The 19976-nt window shown below is 71.5% G+C and carries 17 protein-coding genes and 1 riboswitch; of the genes, 11 read left to right on the forward strand and 6 right to left on the reverse strand.

The features are described 5' to 3' along the window. Positions 1–2 precede the first annotated feature (2 nt). Together ACIQVL_RS43150 and sugE are read left to right on the forward strand one after the other, a co-directional pair. Positions 3–359 carry a co-chaperone GroES gene (locus ACIQVL_RS43150; protein ID WP_046730549.1) on the forward strand — a complete coding sequence of 119 codons (357 nt, stop codon included), beginning with the start codon at positions 3–5 and terminating at the stop codon, positions 357–359. Positions 360–427: 68 nt separating this feature from the next. Continuing rightward, positions 428–501: riboswitch (guanidine-III (ykkC-III) riboswitch) on the forward strand. 45 nt (positions 502–546) lie between these two features. After that, on the forward strand, positions 547–867 hold the full coding sequence (sugE, locus tag ACIQVL_RS43155) for a quaternary ammonium compound efflux SMR transporter SugE (protein WP_366357139.1): 321 nt from the start codon (positions 547–549) through the stop codon (positions 865–867). 35 nt (positions 868–902) lie between these two features. Here sugE and ACIQVL_RS43160 read toward each other — a convergent pair whose 3' ends face one another. Next, positions 903–3224, reverse strand: a complete 2322-nt coding sequence (locus ACIQVL_RS43160) for a transglycosylase domain-containing protein (RefSeq protein WP_403434938.1) — start codon at positions 3222–3224, stop codon at positions 903–905. A gap of 785 nt (positions 3225–4009) precedes the next feature. On the opposite strand from ACIQVL_RS43160, the gene ACIQVL_RS43165 reads away from it, so the two are divergent. The 6 genes from ACIQVL_RS43165 (at position 4010) to ACIQVL_RS43190 (ending at position 10592) form a co-directional block, all read left to right on the forward strand. Further along, positions 4010–4795: an ABC transporter permease gene (locus tag ACIQVL_RS43165; RefSeq protein ID WP_403478227.1), complete on the forward strand. Its 786-nt coding sequence runs from the start codon at positions 4010–4012 to the stop codon at positions 4793–4795. A 76-nt stretch (positions 4796–4871) separates the two neighbouring features. Continuing rightward, entirely contained in the window at positions 4872–5636 is a 765-nt protein-coding gene (locus ACIQVL_RS43170; RefSeq protein WP_403478228.1) for an ABC transporter permease, read from the forward strand. Positions 5637–5640: 4 nt separating this feature from the next. Next, a complete protein-coding gene (locus tag ACIQVL_RS43175) occupies positions 5641–6687 on the forward strand; it encodes an ATP-binding cassette domain-containing protein (protein ID WP_403434629.1) in 1047 nt (348 codons plus the stop codon). A gap of 51 nt (positions 6688–6738) precedes the next feature. Beyond that, positions 6739–7482, forward strand: coding sequence for a DUF1707 domain-containing protein (locus ACIQVL_RS43180; RefSeq protein ID WP_403478204.1), 744 nt, complete (start codon positions 6739–6741; stop codon positions 7480–7482). A gap of 202 nt (positions 7483–7684) precedes the next feature. Next, positions 7685–9004, forward strand: coding sequence for a DUF445 domain-containing protein (locus tag ACIQVL_RS43185; RefSeq protein ID WP_403478205.1), 1320 nt, complete (start codon positions 7685–7687; stop codon positions 9002–9004). Between the two features lie 61 nt (positions 9005–9065). Continuing rightward, positions 9066–10592: an MFS transporter gene (locus ACIQVL_RS43190; protein WP_403434621.1), complete on the forward strand. Its 1527-nt coding sequence runs from the start codon at positions 9066–9068 to the stop codon at positions 10590–10592. Positions 10593–10688: 96 nt separating this feature from the next. Here the strand turns inward: ACIQVL_RS43190 and ACIQVL_RS43195 are convergent, their stop codons facing one another. Both ACIQVL_RS43195 and ctaD read right to left on the reverse strand, forming a co-directional pair. Further along, entirely contained in the window at positions 10689–11066 is a 378-nt protein-coding gene (locus tag ACIQVL_RS43195) for a cytochrome C oxidase subunit I (protein ID WP_403434619.1), read from the reverse strand. Then, positions 11063–12757 carry a cytochrome c oxidase subunit I gene (gene ctaD / locus ACIQVL_RS43200; RefSeq protein WP_403478206.1) on the reverse strand — a complete coding sequence of 565 codons (1695 nt, stop codon included), beginning with the start codon at positions 12755–12757 and terminating at the stop codon, positions 11063–11065. Before ctaD ends, ACIQVL_RS43195 begins: the two co-directional genes overlap by 4 nt. Positions 12758–12913: 156 nt before the next feature. Between ctaD and ACIQVL_RS43205 the strand changes: the two genes are divergently transcribed. Beyond that, entirely contained in the window at positions 12914–13534 is a 621-nt protein-coding gene (locus ACIQVL_RS43205) for a DedA family protein (RefSeq protein WP_403434613.1), read from the forward strand. Here ACIQVL_RS43205 and ACIQVL_RS43210 read toward each other — a convergent pair. Further along, a complete protein-coding gene (locus ACIQVL_RS43210; protein WP_403478229.1) occupies positions 13464–14657 on the reverse strand; it encodes an MFS transporter in 1194 nt (397 codons plus the stop codon). The two genes, ACIQVL_RS43205 and ACIQVL_RS43210, sit on opposite strands and share 71 nt — an antisense overlap. Before the next feature lie 275 nt (positions 14658–14932). On the opposite strand from ACIQVL_RS43210, the gene ACIQVL_RS43215 reads away from it, so the two are divergent. After that, positions 14933–15427: a hypothetical protein gene (locus ACIQVL_RS43215; RefSeq protein ID WP_403478207.1), complete on the forward strand. Its 495-nt coding sequence runs from the start codon at positions 14933–14935 to the stop codon at positions 15425–15427. 46 nt (positions 15428–15473) lie between these two features. On the opposite strand, the gene ACIQVL_RS43220 is transcribed toward ACIQVL_RS43215, so the two are convergent. Then, a complete protein-coding gene (locus tag ACIQVL_RS43220) occupies positions 15474–18125 on the reverse strand; it encodes a glycosyl hydrolase (protein ID WP_403478208.1) in 2652 nt (883 codons plus the stop codon). A 116-nt stretch (positions 18126–18241) separates the two neighbouring features. On the opposite strand from ACIQVL_RS43220, the gene ACIQVL_RS43225 reads away from it, so the two are divergent. Continuing rightward, complete coding sequence (locus tag ACIQVL_RS43225) at positions 18242–18397, forward strand: hypothetical protein (protein WP_403478209.1); 156 nt, start codon at positions 18242–18244, stop codon at positions 18395–18397. Between the two features lie 63 nt (positions 18398–18460). Here the strand turns inward: ACIQVL_RS43225 and ACIQVL_RS43230 are convergent, their stop codons facing one another. Continuing rightward, positions 18461–19954, reverse strand: a complete 1494-nt coding sequence (locus tag ACIQVL_RS43230; protein ID WP_403478210.1) for an alginate lyase family protein — start codon at positions 19952–19954, stop codon at positions 18461–18463. Positions 19955–19976: the final 22 nt, after the last annotated feature.

Consider the following 19976-nt stretch of genomic DNA (forward strand, 5'->3'; position numbering starts at 1 on the left):
GCGTGAGCGCCAAGAGAGACGAGCAGAGCAGCCAGCACGACAAGCTGCCCATCCGGATGCTGCACGACCGGGTCCTGGTCAAGCAGGACACCGGGGAGGGCGAGCGGCGGTCGGGCGGGGGCATCCTGATCCCCGCCACCGCGGCCGTCGGGCGCCGGCTGGCCTGGGCCGAGGTGGTCGCGGTCGGGCAGAACGTGCGGACGGTGGAGCCCGGCGACCGGGTGCTGTACGACCCGGAGGACCGTGCCGAGGTCGAGGTGCGGGGGGTGGCGTACGTGCTGATGCGGGAGCGCGATCTGCACGCGGTGGCCGCCGACCGGTTCGAAGGCTCGGAAGACTCGACCGGCCTGTATCTCTGAGTCTCTGAGTCTCTGATTCAGAGGTTTGAAGGGCCTGGTGACTGTGGTCACCAGGCCCTTTTGTCATTCCTTTGCTACCTTCGAAGGAGCCAGCCCGACGAGACGCGCCGTACCGGGACCGTGCAGGCAAAGACGACGCACCCCCGTTGTCAGTGATACGTCAGCGAGACGTCTCGGAGGTGCCGTCATGGCCTGGGTTCTGCTTGTCGTCGCCGGTCTGCTCGAAGTCGGGTGGTCGGTGGGGATGAAGTACACCGACGGATTCACCCGGCTCGTGCCCAGTCTGCTCACCGGCGGCGGGATCGTCGCCAGCATGGTGCTGCTGTCGTACGCCGCGAAGACGCTCCCCATCGGTACCGCCTACGGCGTGTGGGTGGGGATCGGGGCGGCGGGGGCGGCGGTGTTCGGGATGGTGGTGCTCGGGGAGCCGGCCACCGCCGCCCGGATCTTCTTCGTGTGCCTGCTGCTGGTCGCCGTGGTGGGCCTCAAGGCGACCAGCGGTCATTGACGCCAGGTCATCGACGCCAGGTCATCGACGCACGGTCATTGGACGAACCCGAACCCGCCCCCGTCGCCCGCCGTCGTGCCGGTACTGGTGCCGCTGTCGGTGCCCGCCGTCGTCCCGGTACTGGTGCCGTCGGTCGTGGTCCCGGTCGAGGTGCCGGAGTCGGTGCCCGAGGTGGTCGTACCGGAGTCGGTGCCGGAGGTCGTCGTACCGGACGTGGTCGAGCCGTCCGTGGTGGAGCCGCCGGTCGTGCCGCCGTCGGTGGTGCCGGCGGTGGTGGAGCCGTCCGTCGTGCCGCCGTTGTCCTGGCCGCCGTCGGTGGTACCGCCGTTGTCCTGGTTCTCGCCGGTGGTGCCGCCGTTGTCCTGGTCGCCGGTGCCCGGGGTGACCGTGCTCTGGGTGGGCGGGGCCACGGTCTCGGCGCCGGCCTGGAGGTCCAGGTCGAAGTCGGAGGCGGTGGTGCCCTTCAGGGCGTCCTTGGTGTACTGCGCCCAGATCTCGGTCGGGGCCCCGCCGCCGTTGATGCGCTCCAGGCCGAGCGCGCCGTAGAGCGACTTGTGGGCGGCCGTGACCGGGTCCTGGCCCATCACGGAGACGACGGTGGAGAGGTCCGGGGTGTAGCCCGCGAACCAGGCGGCGGTGTCCTCCTCGGCGGTGCCGGTCTTGCCGGCGGCGGGGCGGCCCGCGGCCTGCGCGGCGGTGGCGGTGCCGTTGTCGACGACGCTCTGCAGGATGGAGGTGGTGGTGTCGGCGGCCTGCCGGCTGACGGCCTGCTTGGTCGTCGTCTGCGGCAGCCTGATGTCCTGCGTGCCGTCCCGGGTGATCTTCTCGACCATCGTGTACGTGCCGTGCTTGCCGTGGTTGGCGAGCGTGGCGTAGGCCTCCGCCATGTCCAGGACGCTGGCGGTGGCGGTGCCGAGGGCGATGGACGGGTAGGGCTGGAGGTCCTTGGTGTCGGCGGGGATGCCCAGGCCGACGGCGGTCTGCTTGACCTTGGACGGGCCGACGTCGACGGCCATCTGCGCGTACACCGAGTTCACGGAGAGGTCGGTGGCCTTGCGGACGGTGATCTGTCCGTACGACTTCTCGTCCTCGTTCTCCGGCGCGTAGGCGCCGCCGGGCCAGCCCTGGACGGTGCGCTTGTTGGTGCCGTCGTAGTAGGTGTTCGGGGTGATGGTCTGCCCGGACTGGGTGGTGGAGCCGTTGTCGACGGCGGAGGCGAAGACGAACGGCTTGAAGGTGGAGCCGACCTGGAAGTCACCGCGGGTCGCGCCGTTGGTGTACTGCTTCACGTAGTCGATGCCGCCGTACATGGCGACGACCTTGCCGGTCTTCGGGTCGACGGAGGCGCCGCCGGCCCGCACGTAGCTGTCGACCTTGTTGTTCTTGCTCAGCTTGGACATCAGCTTGTCGTCGACCGCCTTGACGAAGGCGTTCTGCCGGCTCTTCTGCAGGGTGGTGGTGATGCGGTAGCCGCCGGCCTCCAGGGCGTCCGAGTCGACGATCTTGTTCTTGATCAGGTAGTCGTTGACCGCGTTGACGATGTAGCCGCGCTGCCCGGACATGCCGGTGGAGACGGTCTGCTGCTTGGGCATCGGGAACGTCATGCCGGCCCGCTTGGACTCGCTGAGCCAGCCCTTCTTGACCATGCCGTCCAGGACGTAGTTCCAGCGGGCGACCGCGGCCGCCTTGTTCTCGGGGTGGGCGACGACGTCGTACTCGCTCGGCGCGTTGACGAGCGCGGCGAGGTAGGCGGCGCGGGCCGGGTCGAGGTCGATGGCGTCCTTGCCGTAGTAGGCCTGGGCGGCGGCCTGGATGCCGTAGGCGTTGCGGCCGAAGTAGCTGGTGTTGAGGTAGCCCTCCAGGATCTGGTCCTTGGACTCGCTGCGGTCCAGCTTGATCGAGATGAAGAACTCCTTCACCTTGCGGGTGACGGTCTGCTCCTGGGCGAGGTAGTAGTTCTTCACGTACTGCTGGGTGATGGTCGAGCCGGACTGGGTGCCCTTGCCGGTCGCGGTGTTCCAGCCGGCGCGCAGCATCGCCTTGGGGTCGACGGCGGACTCGGTGTAGAAGTCGCGGTCCTCGGCGGCGAGCACGGCGTGCTGGGCGTCCACGGAGACCTGGGAGAGGTCCACGTTCTCCCGGTTGACCTCGCCGTCCCGGGCGAGCTGGGAGCCGTCGGCGTACAGGTACACGTTGGACTGCTTGGTGGCGAACGTGTTGGCCGCCGGGATCTTCACCATCGAGTAGCCGAGGAAGAACAGGCCGATCACCAGCAGCACCCCGATGACGAAGGTGCCGAGCAGCATCCGCCAGGTCGGGATGATCCGCCGCCATCCGGTCCGCTTGGGCCGCTTCATCTTCTTCCCGCCCCCCGTCGTCTGCACGCCGGCCGCGGGTGGCTCCGTGCCGGGCGGTTCCGCGCCGGCCGTCCCGGCAGGGGCGGCAGGGGCGGCCGTGGTGACCGCCGTCGCCATCGGCGGCCTGATCGCCGCGAGCTGCCGGGTCTGCGTGTCCTGCCCGCCTTGTGCGTGCTGTGTGCTCTGCCTGTCCTGTGCGCTCCGCAGGTCCTGCGTGTTCTGGTCCTCGGCCGCAACGGGCGGTCGCGCCTTCGGCACCCTGACCGCGGCGAGCTGCCGGGTCTGCGTGTCCTCGGCCGTCGGCTTCCGCTCCGTTCTCGCCGGCCCGGGTGCCGCGGGCGGCTTCGCGCCGGGCACCTCCGGCGTCCTCTCCTCGGCCGTCACGGGCGGCTCCGGCGTCCTCGTCTCGGCCGCCTCGGCCGTCTCGGCCGCCGCGGGCGGCTCCGGCTGCTTCGTCCCGGCCGTCGGCTGCGCCGCGGTCTTCTTCTCCTCGGCCGCAGCCGGCGGCTCCGTCGGGCCTCCGCCGCCCTGGTTCGGCTGTTGCGGCTGCGGCTCGTCGCTCATGTCGTGCACGGACTCCTGTTTCGCGTCGTACATTCGTTCCCGTACGACCTCGTACGCTTCTGCGCCCCCTGGTGAAGACTCTCGCACCGCGCGTTCCGTTCCCGGATTCCGGCACGCTTCGGTCACGGAAATTGCGTGGCCTGCGATGTCGTCGGCGCAGTAGGCTCCTGCGCTTCGGTGTCGGGCGGTCCGGGAGGTCGGTTGGCGTGGGCGCGGGACGGTTGTACACGGCCGTCGCGGCGGGGGGTTTCCGACGGTACGCGACGTATCGGGCCGCCACCGCCGCCGGGGTGTTCACGAACACCGCCTTCGGAATCATCCTCGTCTACACCTACTTGGCGCTGTGGGACGAGAAACCGCACCTCGGAGGCTATGACCAGGCGCAGGCGGTGACCTATGTGTGGCTCGGGCAGTGCCTGTACGCGACGCTCGCGATCCAGGGCGGGGGCGTCGAAAAAGACCTGATGGAGCGTATCCGCACCGGCGCGATCGCGATCGACCTGTACCGTCCGGCCGATCTTCAGATGTGGTGGCTGGCGACCGATCTGGGTCGCTCGCTGTTCCAGATGCTGGGGCGGGGCGTGGTCCCCTTCCTGGTCGGCGCGGTGTTCTTCCCGATGGCGCTGCCCACGGACGCCGGCACCTGGGCCGCCTTCCTGGTCGCGCTCCTCCTCGCGATGCTCGTCAGCTTCGGCATCCGCTACCTGGTCGCGCTGAGCGCGTTCTGGCTGATGGACGGGATGGGCGTCAACCAGGTGCTGATGATCACGGGGATCTTCTTCTCGGGCATGACCCTGCCGCTGAACGTCTTCCCGGGCGCCTTCGGCGAGGTCGCCCGCGTCCTGCCGTGGGCGGCACAGATCCAGATGCCGGCGGACGTACTGCTGGGCGAGACCGGGGTGGCGGGGGCGCTCGCCTTCCAGGCCGGCTGGGCGGTGGTGCTGCTGGCGGCGGGCCGGCTGCTGCAGTCGGCGGCGACACGACGGGTGGTGGTGCAGGGTGGGTGAGCGCGTTGCGGAGGAGCGGCGCGGGGCGGGTGAGCGTGTGCGGGACGGTCTGCGGGCGTACCGGCTGATCGCCGCGATGTGGATCCGCTCCACGATGATCTACCGCACGTCCTTCGCCATCATGATGGCCGGGAACCTGCTGGTGACCGGGCTGGACTTCGCCACGATCCTGCTGATGTTCTCGCAGGTCGACTCGCTCGGCGGCTGGTCGCTGCCCGAGGTCTGCTTCCTGTACGGGCTCTCGGCGACCGCGTTCGGGGTGGCCGACCTGGTGCTGGGCTCGATGGACGTGCTGGGCACCCGGATCCGCGACGGCTCCTTCGACACGCTGCTGGTCCGGCCGGCCCCGGTGCTCGCCCAGATAGGAGCGGACCACTTCGCGCTGCGCCGCCTCGGCCGGATCACCCAGGGTGCGGTGGTGCTGGGCTGGGCGCTGGTCTCCGTGGATGTCGCGTGGACACCGGCGAAGGTGCTGCTGGTCCCGCTGATGCTGGCCGGCGGCTCGGCGATCTTCTGCGCGCTGTTCGTGGCGGGCGCGGCCTTCCAGTTCCTGGCGCAGGACGCGGCGGAGGTGCAGAACGCGTTCACGTACGGCGGTACGACGCTGCTCCAGTATCCGCCGACGGTCTTCGGGAAGGACTTCGTGCGCGGGGTGACGTTCATGCTGCCGCTGGCCTTCGTCAACTGGGTGCCGGCCGCGTACGTGCTGGGGCGGCCGTATCCGCTGCGGCTGCCGGCGTGGACGGCGTGGTCGACACCGCTGGTGGCGGTCGCGTGCTGCGTGCTGGCGGGCCTGGCATGGCGGGCCGGCCTCAGGTCGTATCGAAGTACGGGGAGCTGATCCGATGACCGGGACGCAGGGAGCGGAGCCGATGACGGACGGGACGGACAGGGCGGACGAGGTGTTCATCGAGGTCGACGGGGTCGAGAAGGTCTTCGAGGTCCGCAAGAAGGCCGGCTTCCTGAAACGGGAACGCCGGCAGGTACGGGCGGTCGACTCGCTCTCCTTCACGGTGGCGCGCGGCGAGATGGTCGGCTACATCGGCCCGAACGGCGCCGGGAAGTCGACCACGATCAAGATGCTGACGGGCATCCTCACCCCGAGCGGCGGCCGGCTCCGGGTGGCTGGCATCGACCCGTCCCGCGAACGCACCCGCCTGGCCCACCGCATCGGCGTGGTCTTCGGCCAGCGGACGACCCTGTGGTGGGACCTCCCCCTCATCGACTCCTACCGCCTGATGCACCGCATGTACCGCATCCCGGACGCCCGTTACGCCGAGAACCTGGACCGTCTGGTCGAACTCCTCTCCCTGGAAACCCTCCTGGACGTCCCGGTACGACAGCTCTCGCTGGGCCAGCGGATGCGCGGCGACATCGTGGCGGCGCTCCTGCACGACCCGGACGTCCTCTACCTCGACGAACCGACGATCGGCCTGGACGTCATCTCCAAGGCCAGGGTCCGCGACTTCCTCCGCGAACTGAACACCGAACGCGGCACCACGGTCCTGCTCACCACCCACGACCTCCAGGACATCGAGCAGTTGTGCTCCCGCGTGATGGTCATCGACCACGGGCGGCTGGTGTACGACGGTCCGCTCGCCGGCCTGCACGAGGCGGGGGAGAGCGAACGCACCCTCGTGGTCGACCTGGAGCGGGAGCTCCCGCCGATCGACGCCGGCCCGGCGGCCCGGGTGGTGCGGGTGGAGGGGCCGAGGCAGTGGCTGGCGTTCCCGGCGTCCCAGTCGGCGGCGCCGCTGGTGGCGCGGATCGCGGCGGAGTACCCGTTGGCCGACCTTTCGGTCCGGGAGCCGGACATCGAGGCGGTGATCGCGAAGATGCTGTATTCCGTGGGGGACACCCCCAAACCCCCGCCGGACCGGGCCACCGCATAGTGCCCGCAGCCCCCGTGGTCCCCGGCGCCGCGAACTCGTAGTCTGCACTCCATGACCGACGATGCCCCGGAGCTGCGCGCCTCCGACGCTGATCGTGAACGAGTCGCCGAGATCCTCCGGGACGCCCTCGCGGAGGGGCGCCTCGACATGGAGGAGTTCGAGGAGCGGCTGGAGGCGACGTACAAGGCCCGTACGTACGGTGAGCTGACGCCCATCACCAGGGACCTGCCCTCGACGCCGGCCGTGTCGCTCACCAAGCCCGCCGTGCCGAACGGGAGTTGGGGCGGCCGGATCGTCGGCGGCGAGGGCACCTCCTCCTGGGCGGTGGCCGTGATGTCCGGCTTCCAGCGCAAGGGGCGCTGGACGGTGCCGAGGCGCTTCAACTCCTTCGCGTTCTGGGGTGGCGGCGAGATCGACCTGCGCGAGGCCAACTTCGCGGACGGCGAGGTCGTGATCAACTGCATCGCGATCATGGGCGGGATGAGCGTGATCGTGCCGCCGGGCGTCGAGGTCGTGATGCGCGGCATCGGCATCATGGGCGGCTTCGACGAACGCGAGCACGACATGGCGCCGGACCCGGGCGCCCCCAGGGTGGTGGTGACGGGCTTCGCGTTCTGGGGCGGCGTCGAGGTGGCCCACAAGGTGACCAGGGCCGAACGCCAACGCCTCAAGGAGGAACGCCGCCAGGAACAACTCGACCGCAGGTCCGCCCGCCACGAACTCCACGCCGCCCGCCAGGAACGCCACCACCAACGCCGCGAGGAACGCGACCGCCGAAGGCACGGCGACCACTGACCGACCCCGCCAGAGCCGACCCAGGGGCGCTGGGGGTACCCCCCCCGCCGAATGCTGGGGGAACTGCGCGGTGAGCCGCCGCCGGCTCGCAGGCGGTCGTCGGTGGTGGGGAACTCCTGTTTCGCCCCGGGAGTAGGTCAGGTAGGGACAATGGGTGCGGGATCACCGTGAGGGTGGTGCCGGGTGCGGACGGGTGGAGCAGATGGAGGAACGTACGGAAGCGGCGGACGGGCAGGCGCCTGCCCCGTCGTACAAGTCGATGAACGCCTTCACGCCGGCCGACGAGGAGCGCCAGCGCGGGGTCCGCCGCATGAAGACCACCGCGACCGGCCTGCTGCTGCTCGTCGCCCTCGTGTACGCCCTGGCGAAGTGGGCCTCCGCCGCCGGCGCCGGCGTCTGGGCGGACTACGTCGCCGCGGCCGCCGAGGCCGGCATGGTCGGCGCGCTCGCCGACTGGTTCGCGGTGACCGCCCTGTTCCGGCACCCCCTCGGCCTGCCCATCCCGCACACCGCGATCATCCCGACGAAGAAGGACCAGCTCGGCGTCTCGCTCGGCGAGTTCGTCGGCGAGAACTTCCTCTCCCAGGACGTCGTACGGCAACGGCTGCGCGCCGTCGGCATCGGCAGCCGCCTCGGCACCTGGCTGGCCGAGCCGAAGAACGCCGACCGGGTGACCGCCGAGCTCGCGACGGCGCTCCGCGGCGCGCTCACCGTGCTGCGCGACTCCGACGTCCAGGCGGTCGTCGGCGAGGCCATCACCCGGCGCGCCGACGCCCAGGAGATCGCCCCCGGCATCGGCAAGATGCTGGAGCGGGTCGTCGCCGACGGCGGCCACAAACGCGTCGTGGACCTCGTCGTCACCCGGGCCTACGACTGGCTGGTGCTGCACGGCGACTCCGTGATGGACGCCGTCCAGGGCGGCGCCCCCGGCTGGACCCCCCGGTTCGTCGACCGGCGCGTCGGCGAACGCGTCTACAAGGAGCTGCTCCGCTTCTGCTCCGAGATGCGGGACATGCCCTCCCACCCGGCCCGCGGCGCCCTCGACCGCTTCCTCTCCGACTTCGCGAACGACCTCCAGTCCGACACCGACACCCGCGCCCGCGTCGAGCGCCTCAAGGGCGAGGTCCTGGGCCGCGGCGAGGTGCAGGACCTGATCGCGTCCGCCTGGACGGCCGTACGATCCATGATCGTCTCCGCGGCCGAGGACGAGCGCAGCGAACTGCGGCTGCGTGTCCGCGCCTCCCTGATGTCCCTGGGCGCCCGGATGGCGAACGAACCCAAGGTCCAGGACAAGGTCGACAGCTGGGTCGAGGGCGCGGCCGTGCACGTCGTGTCGACGTACCGCAAGGAGATCACCTCCCTGATCACCGACACGGTGGCCGGCTGGGACGCCGAGCACACCACCCGGAAGATCGAGGCGCACATCGGCCGCGACCTGCAGTTCATCCGGATCAATGGCACGGTGGTGGGGTCGCTGGCCGGCGTGCTGATCTTCACCGTGTCGCGGGCACTGGGCGCGTAAGGCGCCCGGAGCGGGGCACTCGGCCGCGGGTTCCGGTACTTCTCCCGGTCGAGGAGGCGCGATGGGTACGGCGGCTGCGGGTGTGGGCGCGGGCGGGATCGAGCCGGGGCCGGGCGACGGCGGCGGCCGGACGATCACCACCCGCATCCCGGCCCGCCTGGACCGGCTCCCCTGGTCCCGCTGGCACTGGACGATCGTCATCGGCCTCGGCACCGTCTGGATCCTGGACGGCCTGGAGGTCACGGTCGTCGGCAACATCGCGAGCCGCCTCTCCGAACCGGGCAGCGGCCTCGCGATCTCCTCCTCCCAGGTCACCGGCACCGCCGCGGCCCTCTACGTGGCCGGCGCCTGCACCGGCGCCCTCTTCTGGGGCCGCCTGACCGACCGCCACGGCCGCAAGAAGCTCTTCATGATCACCCTGGCGGTCTACCTGGCCGCCACCGCCCTGACCTCGATCTCCTTCGCCCCCTGGTGGTTCTTCACCTTCCGCTTCCTCACCGGCTTCGGCATCGGCGGCGAGTACGCGGCGATCAACTCGGCGATCGACGAACTGATCCCGGCGCACTACCGCGGCCGCGTCGACCTGATCATCAACGGCAGTTTCTGGGTGGGCGCGGTGGGCGGCTCGCTGCTCTCGATCCTCGCGCTGAACACGGACTTCCTCGCGAAGGACGTCGGCTGGCGGCTGACCTTCGCCCTGGGCGTCGTCCTCGGCCTGGTCATCCTGCTGGTACGCCGCAGCGTCCCGGAGAGCCCGCGCTGGCTGCTGATCCACGGCAGGGAACGGGAGGCCGAGGAGATCGTCTCCGCGATCGAGCGAGAGGTCGAGGAGGAGACCGGGAAGCCGCTCCCGGCACCGGAGAGCGAGCTGGTGATCCACCAGCGCGGGAGCGTCACCTTCGCCGAGATCGCCCGCACGGTCTTCCACGACTACCGGCGCCGCGCCGTCCTCGGCTTCTCCCTCTTCATCGGCCAGGCGTTCCTCTACAACGCGATCACCTTCGGCTTCGGCGCGATCCTCACGACCTTCTTCGACGTGCCGACCGGGGACACCGGCTACTACTTCGTCGTCATCGCGGTCGGCAACTTCCTCGGCCCGCTGCTCCTGGGCAAACTCTTCGACACGGTCGGCAGAAGGGTGATGATCTCGTCGACGTACATCCTGTCCGGCCTGCTGCTCTTCCTGACAGCCTGGCTGTTCGACCGGGGGGTGCTGACGGCGGGAACGCTGACCGCCTGCTGGTGCGCGGTCCTCTTCTTCGCCTCGGCGGGAGCGTCCAGCGCCTACCTGACCGTCTCCGAGATCTTCCCGATGGAGACGCGGGCGATGTCCATCGCGTTCTTCTACGCCCTGGGCACGGCCGCCGGCGGCATCAGCGGCCCGCTGCTCTTCGCCGACCTCACGGGGACGGGCAAGGTGGCCGACACGGTGCTGGCGTTCCAGATCGGGGCGGGCCTGATGTGCGCGGCGGGGCTGGTGGCGGCGGTGTGCGCGGTGAACGCGGAACGCCGGTCCCTGGAGGACATCGCACGTCCGCTGACGGCTGCGGCGACGGAGAAGGGCGGACCGGCGAAGGCGCCCGCATAGCGGACCCGCACAGCAGACCCGCACAGCGGCTCACCGGCCCGGCTACCGGCTACCGGCTCAACAACTCACCGGCTCAACGGCCACCGGTTCAACGGTTCACCGGCCCACCGACACGGCCGTCACCGCGCTCGCCACGAAGGCGACGCCCCCGCACACGGCCACCGCCCATCCCACGCAGCGCGCTCGCAGCACCCGGTAGCGCTGTTCGTACTCGTCCCGCAGGGACACGCACCGGGCGGCGATCCGTTCGAGGTCCTGCCGGGCGCGCCGCAGGCTGTCGTCGACGTAGTGGCGCTCGACCTCGTCGCGCTGGCCCGTGGTCAGCCAGTCCATGCGCCCGGTGAACTCCCGCGCCCGCTGCTCGGCCTCCGTGATCCTGGCCCGCCACAGCAGGTAGCCCTCCACCTCGTTGCCGAGGTCCCCGGCGGCTCCCGGCCGCGGCCCGCCGCCCACCCGGTGTCCCGGGTCGGTCATGAGTGCACGCCGTGGGCCTCGGCCTCGGCCAGGGCGATGTCGGGGTGGTGCAGGTCGAACGCCGGGGATTCGCTGCGGATCCGCGGCAGGGTGACGAAGTTGTGCCGCGGCGGCGGGCAGGACGTCGCCCACTCCAGCGAACGGCCGTAGCCCCACGGGTCGTCGACGCCGACCGGCTTGCCGTACCTGGCGGTCTTCCACACGTTGTAGAGGAACGGCAGGATCGACAGGCCGAGCAGGAACGAACCGATCGACGAGACCGTGTTCAGGGCGGTGAAACCGTCGCTCGCCAGGTAGTCGGCGTACCGGCGCGGCATGCCCTCGGCGCCCAGCCAGTGCTGGACCAGGAAGGTGGTGTGGAAGCCGATGAACAGCGTCCAGAAGGTGATCTTCCCGAGGCGCTCGTCCAGCATCTTCCCGGTGAACTTGGGCCACCAGAAGTGGAAGCCGGAGAACATCGCGAAGACGACCGTGCCGAAGACCACGTAGTGGAAGTGGGCGACGACGAAGTACGAGTCGGAGACGTGGAAGTCCAGCGGCGGCGAGGCCAGGATGACGCCGGTCAGGCCGCCGAAGAGGAACGTCACGAGGAAGCCCACCGCCCACAGCATCGGGGTCTCGAACGACACCGAGCCCTTCCACAGGGTGCCGATCCAGTTGAAGAACTTCACCCCGGTCGGGACCGCGATCAGGAAGGTCATGAAGGAGAAGAAGGGGAGGAGCACGCCGCCGGTGACGTACATGTGGTGCGCCCACACCGTCACGGACAGACCGGCGATCGCGATGGTCGCCGCCACCAGGCCCATGTAGCCGAAGACCGGCTTGCGGGAGAAGACCGGGAACACCTCGGTCACGATGCCGAAGAACGGCAGCGCGATGATGTACACCTCCGGATGGCCGAAGAACCAGAAGAGGTGCTGCCAGAGCAGCGCTCCGCCGTTCGCCGCGTCGAAGACATGCGCCCCGAATTTCCGATCCGCCTCCAGCGCGAACAGCGCCGCCGCGAGGACCGGGAAGGCGAACAGGACCAGCACGGCGGTCAGCAGCACGTTCCAGGTGAAGATCGGCATCCGGAACATCGTCATGCCGGGCGCGCGCATGCAGATGATCGTGGTGATGAAGTTGACGGCGCCGAGGATGGTGCCGAAGCCGGAGAAGGCCAGACCCATGATCCACAGGTCGGAGCCGAGGCCCGGCGAGCGGACCGCGTCCGACAGCGGCGAGTAGGCGAACCAGCCGAAGTCGGCGGCACCCTGCGGGGTGAGGAAGCCGCCCACCGCGATGGTCGAGCCGAACAGGTAGAGCCAGTAGGCGAACATGTTCAGCCGCGGGAACGCGACGTCGGGGGCACCGATCTGGAGCGGCATGATCCAGTTCGTGAAGCCGGCGAACAGCGGCGTCGCGAACATCAGCAGCATCACCGTGCCGTGCATCGTGAACGCCTGGTTGAACTGCTCGTTCGAGATGATCTGCAGGCCCGGCCGGGCCAGCTCGGCGCGCATCAGCAGCGCCATCACCCCACCGATCATGAAGAACGCGAACGACGTCGACAGGTACAGCGTGCCGATCGTCTTGTGGTCGGTGGTGGTCATCCACTTCACCACGACGTTGCCGGGCTGCCGGCCCCGCAGCGGGACCTCGCTGTCGTAATGGGGGACGGCCGCGGGCTCGGGCTCGTTGAGAACGGTCACCGGTGTGTGTCTCCAGACGCTCCATGGCGTGATCCTCCGGCCATCCTGGCGTCTGCCCACCGGGACAGAAGCCCCCGAGCCGCCCGTATACGGCCGAACGGGCGGCCAGGCCCCACGGGTGGAGCAAGCCCCCGCCCGGCCGCGTACGGTGGGGGCATGGCGCCGCCGCTGCCGGGCCCGCTGGCCCACCTGGCCCCGCTGCTCACCCACTACGGCTACTGGGCCGTCGGTGCCGTGGTCCTCGTGGAGGACTTCGGGGTCCCCGCGCCGGGAGAGACGATCCTGATCGCCGCGGGGGTCTACGCGGGGGCGGGACAGCTGAACGTCGCCGCCGTGGCGGTCATCGCGTTCGCCGCCGCCGTGGCCGGGGACAACATCGGCTACCTGATCGGCCACACCGGCGGACGGGTCTTCGTGCACCGCTGGGGCCGCTACGTGTTCGTCACCCCGGAGCGCTTCCAGAAGGCCGAGGAGTTCTTCGCCCGCCACGGCGGCAAGATCGTCGTCGTGGCCCGTTTCGTCGAAGGGCTGCGCCAGGTCAACGGCATCATCGCGGGCACCAGCGGCATGCCCTGGCCCCGCTTCCTCGTCTTCAACGCCCTCGGCGCCGCGCTGTGGGTCGGCCTGTGGACGAGCCTGGCCTATGTGACGGGCAGTCACATCACCGCCGTCTACGACGAGATCAGCCGCTACCAGCTCTACGCCCTCATCGCCCTGGGCGCCCTGGTCGCCGCACTCGTCCTCCGGCACCTGCTGCGCCGTCGGCACCCGGTCTGACCCGGAATCCGCCCAGCGCGACGACCGCGCCCAGCCCGACCAGGGCCGCGAGCGCGCCGAAGCCGTAGGTGAGCGTGGCGAGCGAGGCGACGGCGGCGACGAGCAGCGGGCCGCCCGCGTCGCCCAGTTCGCGGCCGAGTTCGGCGGCGCCCATCGTCTGGCCCAGGCGCTCGGCAGGGGTGCCGGTGGCCAGCGCGGCGAAGCCGAGCGGCGTGATCAGCCCGGTACCGGCGCCGATCAGGACCGCCCCGACGAGGATGCCGGCCAGGCCCGGCAGCATCGCGCAGGCCAGCCCCGCTGCGGTGACGGACAGTCCCACCGTCAGGCCGGTCCGGGCGGTGAGGCGGCCGTCGTCCAGCGCGCGCCCGGCCCGCGGCTGGACCAGTGCGGCGGTCGCCGCGAGCAGCGACACCGCCGCCCCGGTCGCCACGGTGCCCAGCCCCGCCGTGCGGCCGGAGACGGGCAGGAAGCCGACGCCGACCGACAGCGCGGCGGTCGCCGCCGCCAGCGCGGCCGTCGGGGCGAGGAACACCGGGTCGGCCAGCCGCCGGGCCAGATCGAGGACCGTCTGCCGGGTCTTGGGCAGCGGCGGTACGACGGGAACGGCGAGCGCGGCCCAGAGGGCGACCGTCCCGCCGAGCACCGCGAGGACCGCGAACAGCAGGCGCAGGCCGCCGGCCCACACCAGGACCCCGCCGAGCAGCGGGCCGAGGGTGTAGCCGGCCGACTTGTAGAAGCCGTAGCTGCCGAAGGCGCGGCCGTGTCCGGCGGCCGGGTTGAGGCGGGCCACCAGGGCGGAGGCGGACGGCGAGAAGGCGGAGGCCGCCGCGCCCTGGCCCAGCCGGGCGGCCCAGAGCCAGGCGGGGCTGTCGGCGACGGCGTACAGCGCGGAGGCCGCGGCGAAGGCGACGAGTCCGCCGAGCAGCACCGGGCGGGCGCCGACGCGGTCGGCCAGGGTGCCGAACACCGGCTTCAGCAGGACCTCGGCCCCGTCGTACAGCGCGAGCAGGCCGCCGAGCACCAGCAGTGAGGTGACCGCGCCCGCGGCGTCGCCGCCGAGGCTCGCGGCGATGCCGTGCGCGCCGAAGGCGGTGGTGAACCCCGCCGCGTACAGCGGCCACATCTGCCGCGCGGGGGCCGCCTGCGGGGCCGTCGCTCCCTGTGCGGTCACCGCTCCGCCTCCGGGGTCCGGCGCAGCGCGGCGCAGACCCGCTCGGTGCAGTCCGCGCAGGCGGCGGTGGACGGCGCACCGAGCCGCCGACCCGTTGGCTGCCTGCTGGACACGGGAGCAAAGGTAGCGCGTGCTGCTTGCGGCCGAGCAGGGCTGCCGGGCTGTTCTCCCGGCCGGCTCCTGCGGGGCATGCTGGCTTCTGTACGCGTCGGCCGGGAGGTGCTGGGATGCGGTGTCGGGCCGGGGTCTGGACGGTCGTCGGGGCGGCCGCGCTGGTGGCGTGCGGTACATCGGGAGGCGGTACACCGGGAGGGAGCGGTACGGGCAGCGGGTCGGCGGTGCCGTCGGCCGGGGCCTCGGCGCGCCCGTCCCCGTCCGGGCGGACCTGTGCCGCCGGACAGGCGGAGGTCACCGTCGCGCCCGGCGGGGCGGTGAAGGAGCGGCTGTGCGTGCGGCCCGGGACGGTGGTGTCCCTCGTCCTGGAGCCCCGGACGGACGACCGCAGGTGGACGGCGGTGCACAGTTCCGCACCGGCCACGGTCCTGGTCTCCGGATGGCGGGTGGACGCGGACGGCACGGCGCACGCCGTGTTGCGCTGTGCGGGCACCCGGGGCGGCACCGCCACGATCACGGCACTGGCGAAGGCGTTGGACGTGGCCGGCGCGGCGCGCGGCGCGTTCACGCTGGAGGTGACCGTGGTGCCGTACCCGCAGGAGGGGTGACCCCGGCGGACCGGGACCACCCCTCACCGTGCACGCGCGGCGTACGTCAGCGGAGATCGCGCACCCTGACGGTGTAGATGCCGCGGCCGTGGGTGGCCGCGTACAGGGTGCTGCCGTCGGGGCCCAGCTTCAGCTGGAGGACGGCGACCGCCGGGAGCGAGCCGACGCGCTGCCACGTCGTACGGCCCGGGGCACGGTAGACGACGCCGAGGTCGGTGGCGACGGCGAGGCCGCCGCTGGCGGTGACGACGGCGGAGTTGGCCGGCACGTCCGGGAGGTTCGCCGAGATGTCGGTCCAGGTGGTGCCGCCGTCCCTGGACTCGAAGACGTGGCCGACGCCCGCGCCGGGGCCCTCGGTCCAGTGCCGGGAGAAGCCGTTGACGGCGAGGAAGACGTGGTCGGCGTTCTTCGGGTCGACGGCGAAGCCGCTCAGGTAGCGGTTGGGCACGGTCCCGTCGGCGCCCGTCGCGGGCAGGGCGATGTCGTGCCACCCGGTGCCGTCCGCGTTCCCCACGGAGATGCCGCGGGCGAAGCCCTGGTTGTTGCAGGGGCCGCACCAGGCCGCGTAGACCTTGCCGCCGGAGGCCGCCACGGCGGTCGCGGTGCGGCCGGCGCCGAGGTCGTACACGCTCGTCCACTCGTCGCCGCTGCGGATGGCGTAGCCGTGGGTCTGCACCCAGACGTGCCGGCCGCCCGCGACCCACGTCGAGCTGTCCTTCAGGTCCGCCGCGAGCGGGGCGATGAAGCGGGCCTCGCCGGTGGCGTTGTCGGCCGGGGCGACGTTGTACGACGTGGCCTTGCCGGCGTCGTTGACCCAACTGCCGTCATTGACAGCGCAGTTCTGGGTCACCTGGATGGCGAGGTAGACGTATTCCTCCGCCAGGTCGCAGCCGTTGGCCGGGTCGGTGAGGGTGTCGCCGCCGTCGCCGCCGAAGTCGGAGCCCATGACGGTGTCGTTGCTGCGCAGGACGGACTGGCCGTTGTCCTGGAGGCCGCCGGTGACGGAGACACCGCCGTGGGCCAGGTCCTTGCCGATGCCCACCGAGTAGTACTGGAGGGTGTCGATGGTGCCGTCGTTCAGGGAGGTCCAGTCGGTGGCGTGGCCGGAGGCGTCCTGGGAGCCGTTGACGGGGCGCTTGTAGACGCCGCCGTCGTTGCCGACGTACACGAAGCTCTTGCCGTGGTGGCTGCCGATCGCGACGCCGTGCTGGTCGGAGTGGGTGGTCTGGCTGCAGTCGCCGGTCTGCTTCGAGGGATCGATGGACCAGCAGGGGAAGGAGAAGTTCCAGTACGGGCCGACGGTGGACCAGGTGCTGCCGCCGTCCTTGGTCTCGTAGACCTCCTCCAGGCCCGCGTAGACGTGCTCCGGGTTCGCCGGGTCGACGGTGAGGAACTGGTTGTACCAGGCCTGCACGCCCGGCATGTAGCCACTGGTCGTCAGCGCCGAGCCGTCGGCGGCCAGGCCCTGGTAGTCGGCGATCTTCGTCCAGGGGCCGGTGGGGGAACCGGACCTGGAGACGTAGATGCCCTCCAGACCGCTGTCCGGGTTGGTGTTCAGCTGCTCCGGCGACTGGTCGACGGCGTAGTAGCGGGAGCCGTCGGCGGAGCGGGCGAAGGTGACGTTGCCGACGTCGTCCGGGTCGGCCGGCAGGTCGCCGAGGCCGCCGGTGATCCGGGTCCAGGTACCGTCGGCGCCCTTGGTGTAGAAGCCGTTGTAGTCGTCGCCGCTGCGCCAGCCGACGGCCAGCACCACCTTGCCGGGGTCCTTCGGGTCGATCGCGATGTCGTTGGCGATGTTCTTGTACGCGGCCGAAGGATCGCCCGCCAGCGAACCGCCCGGCAGATAGTCGGGGTTGGGCGCGAACTCCAGTTTCCAGGCGCCCTTCAGGGTCTTCGTGGAGTGGCTCCACACGCCCTCGCTGGTGGCCGCCCACACCTTGCCGCCGCCGAAGCGCAGCTCGTGGATGGTGGTGGACTCCAGTTCGTCACCGCCGACCCGGCTGCGGGCCGAGAAGGTGCCGTGGTGCGGGTCGGACAGCACGTAGACGCCGCTGCCGAGGTAGGCGTCCGCGTTGGTGGTGGCCTCGCCGGTGCCCAGCCACAGCCGCCCAGCGCCGTCGAGCGTGAGCGCGCCGGTGGACTGCGAGGGCAGCCGGTCGCTGATGGGCCGCCAGTGTCCGCCGCCGGTGCGCGAGCGCCAGACGCCGCCGCCCGCGCTGCCCGCGTACACGTACCCGTCGTCGTCCGCGGCGATCGCGGCCATGCGGCCGGTGACGTCGCCCGAACCGCCGCTGGAGTTGGAGTCGATGTCGCGGTAGCGGGAGTCGTCGGAGTTGTACGGGAGATCGGTGATGTTGCGCCAACTGCCCCCGGTGCCGCGCAGGTTCGTCATGCCGGTCCAGGCGGCGCCGTACGCGCCGGGGGCGACGATGCCGGGTGAGGTGCGGGCCTCGGCGTACTGGTCCGCGCCCTCGGCGATCTCGTCGGCCTCGTTGCCGTCGTCGTCGTCCGCCTGCGCCTTCGGGGTGATCGCACCCAGCGACTGCTGCCGCTCGGCGGCGAGTCGGGCGAGCGCGCGGGCACCGAACGGGCTGCCGCTCCCGCCGGGCGCGGCGCCCGCGGGTATCGCGACGAGCGCGGCCGACGCGGTGATGGCCCAGATCGTGAGCCACCGTCTCTTACGGGTCGATGCTGACACCGGATCCTCCCGAATGGGCAGTCCTAAAGCCGTCGCACAGCACCCGACCACCGGCTTCAGGGGGTGTCCGGCATTTGGACAACTGTTGACCGGAACCTGCCATTACCGTCCCGGCGGTGGCGGTGGTAGCCGGGGCGGCGGCGCTCGCCTTCCGGGCCGGGTGGGCGGTGGCGCTGCCGGCGGCGGCGCCGGCCGCCTCAGCCGCCGGGCGCCCGCACGCCACGAGGAAGGCCGCCCGCGCCACACGTACCGACAGGCCCGCCTTCGTCTGACAGGCGGCCCTTCACCTGTCCGGCATCCTCGTCTGGACCCGACGCCGACCGAAGAGGCAGAACCTAGCCGTTCTGGCGCCCTCGCCTGCGGAGCAACAGCAGCCCGCCCGCCAGCGCGGTGACCCCGGTGGCCGCGGCCCATCCGACGACGTTCCCGGACCCGGTGGTGGCGAGATCGCCGCCCTTGCCGAGAGCCGAGGGGGCCGACGCGGGCGCAGACGCGGACGCGGAGGCCGAGTCCGGGGCGGCCGCCGACGCCGAGTCCGGGGCGGCCGCCGACGCCGAGTCCGACGCAGTGGCCGTCGGACCAGGGGAAGACGTCGTACCCCCCGCCGTACCCCCGCCCCCCGCGGTCACCCGGTCCCGGGTGAACGCCAATGTCCCGAAGCCCAGTTGGTCGTACCCCCCGCTGTTCGGCCCGTAGTCGCCGCCCCCGCCCTCCGGTGCCGCCTTCGCCGCGATCCGGGTGACGTACGTCGCCGGCATGCCCCGCCGCTTGGTGTAGTGGTTGGCGATCATGGCCCAGATGGGACGGATCATCGACGGATCGACGCCCGCCGCGGCCGTCACCGTCTCACTCCCGGACCACCCGCCGACCGCCCCCTTCCGCCGCGTGTTCGCGGTGAACGGCACCTGCCCGCCCAGGTTCCACTTGGCGACGTACTGCGCCCCCTTGAGGAACCGGCTGTCGTCGTAGCCGTACAGGTCGATCCCCTGGTTCCACGCCATCTCGCAGAACGTGCCCATCAGGCCCACCCCGAGAAGCGCGTGCCCCTGGTCGCGTCCCGCCTCCAGCCACTCGCCCAGCCCGTCGTCGTACACCACCGGAATCGCGTTCCGGATCGCCCCGAGCCCGGCGCCGTTCTTGAAGTAGTCGACCGCGCGGGCGACCTGGGCGCGGTCGTCGCAGAAGATGCCGGTGGCGAGGACGCAGGCCATGTTGGCGAGGTCCCAGTTGGTCCAGTAGTTGGAGATGACGGCGCCGTTGTGCCGGACGAGGAAGTCGTCGCTCATCGCGCCGAAGTTCCTGCTGAGCATCTCCTGGAAGCGGGCCAGTTCGAAGTCCCCGTGGTCCCGGACGAGTTCGGCGGCGTTGGCGAACTGGTAGCCGTACAGCCCGGCGGCCAGGAACCGGTCGGCGGAACCGTTGACCGCGGTGAGGGTGGCGGACCAGGCGTTGAGGACGGCGACCGCGGTGTCGGCGTGGGCGCTCTCGCCGGTCACGTGGTAGCGCAGGGCGTTCTGGTACGCCGCGTGGATGTCGTTGTAGAGGAGCGCGTAGTTCTCCGGGGTGCCCGACCCCCGGTACACCACGGCCTGCGGCCGCGCCTGCCAGCCGCTCTGCGCGTGCCGGTTGGCGGTGAGCCTGGCGAACCCGGCCGCGTAGGGCGCGGCGCCCGCCTTCACCTTGGCGGCCATCCGGCCGAGGTCGGTCCGGGTGTGCAGCAGGCCGGGGTGGGCGAAGGCCCCGGCCCCGGTCCCGGCGGCGGCTGCGGGAGTGCTCGTCGTGGCGATCCCGGCAGCGGTCCCCACGGCCGCGCCCGAGGCCTTCAACATGCTCCGGCGGCTGATCTGTCGA

It is taken from the genome of Streptomyces sp. NPDC090499 (genome assembly GCF_044769305.1).
In the GTDB taxonomy this organism is placed as follows: Bacteria; Actinomycetota; Actinomycetes; order Streptomycetales; family Streptomycetaceae; genus Streptomyces.

Excerpts from the sequence above, each read along its gene's own strand:
- sugE (WP_366357139.1), top strand. The coding sequence starts at position 547 with ATGGCCTGGGTTCTGCTTGTCGTCGCCGGTCTGCTCGAAGTCGGGTGG.
- ACIQVL_RS43160 (WP_403434938.1), bottom strand. The coding sequence starts at position 3,224 with ATGAAGCGGCCCAAGCGGACCGGATGGCGGCGGATCATCCCGACCTGG.
- ACIQVL_RS43170 (WP_403478228.1), top strand. The coding sequence starts at position 4,872 with ATGTGGATCCGCTCCACGATGATCTACCGCACGTCCTTCGCCATCATG.
- ACIQVL_RS43175 (WP_403434629.1), top strand. The coding sequence starts at position 5,641 with ATGACCGGGACGCAGGGAGCGGAGCCGATGACGGACGGGACGGACAGG.
- ACIQVL_RS43180 (WP_403478204.1), top strand. The coding sequence starts at position 6,739 with ATGACCGACGATGCCCCGGAGCTGCGCGCCTCCGACGCTGATCGTGAA.
- ACIQVL_RS43185 (WP_403478205.1), top strand. The coding sequence starts at position 7,685 with ATGGAGGAACGTACGGAAGCGGCGGACGGGCAGGCGCCTGCCCCGTCG.
- ACIQVL_RS43190 (WP_403434621.1), top strand. The coding sequence starts at position 9,066 with ATGGGTACGGCGGCTGCGGGTGTGGGCGCGGGCGGGATCGAGCCGGGG.
- ACIQVL_RS43195 (WP_403434619.1), bottom strand. The coding sequence starts at position 11,066 with ATGACCGACCCGGGACACCGGGTGGGCGGCGGGCCGCGGCCGGGAGCC.
- ACIQVL_RS43205 (WP_403434613.1), top strand. The coding sequence starts at position 12,914 with ATGGCGCCGCCGCTGCCGGGCCCGCTGGCCCACCTGGCCCCGCTGCTC.
- ACIQVL_RS43210 (WP_403478229.1), bottom strand. The coding sequence starts at position 14,657 with ATGTGGCCGCTGTACGCGGCGGGGTTCACCACCGCCTTCGGCGCGCAC.
- ACIQVL_RS43215 (WP_403478207.1), top strand. The coding sequence starts at position 14,933 with ATGCGGTGTCGGGCCGGGGTCTGGACGGTCGTCGGGGCGGCCGCGCTG.
- ACIQVL_RS43230 (WP_403478210.1), bottom strand. The coding sequence starts at position 19,954 with ATGTTGAAGGCCTCGGGCGCGGCCGTGGGGACCGCTGCCGGGATCGCC.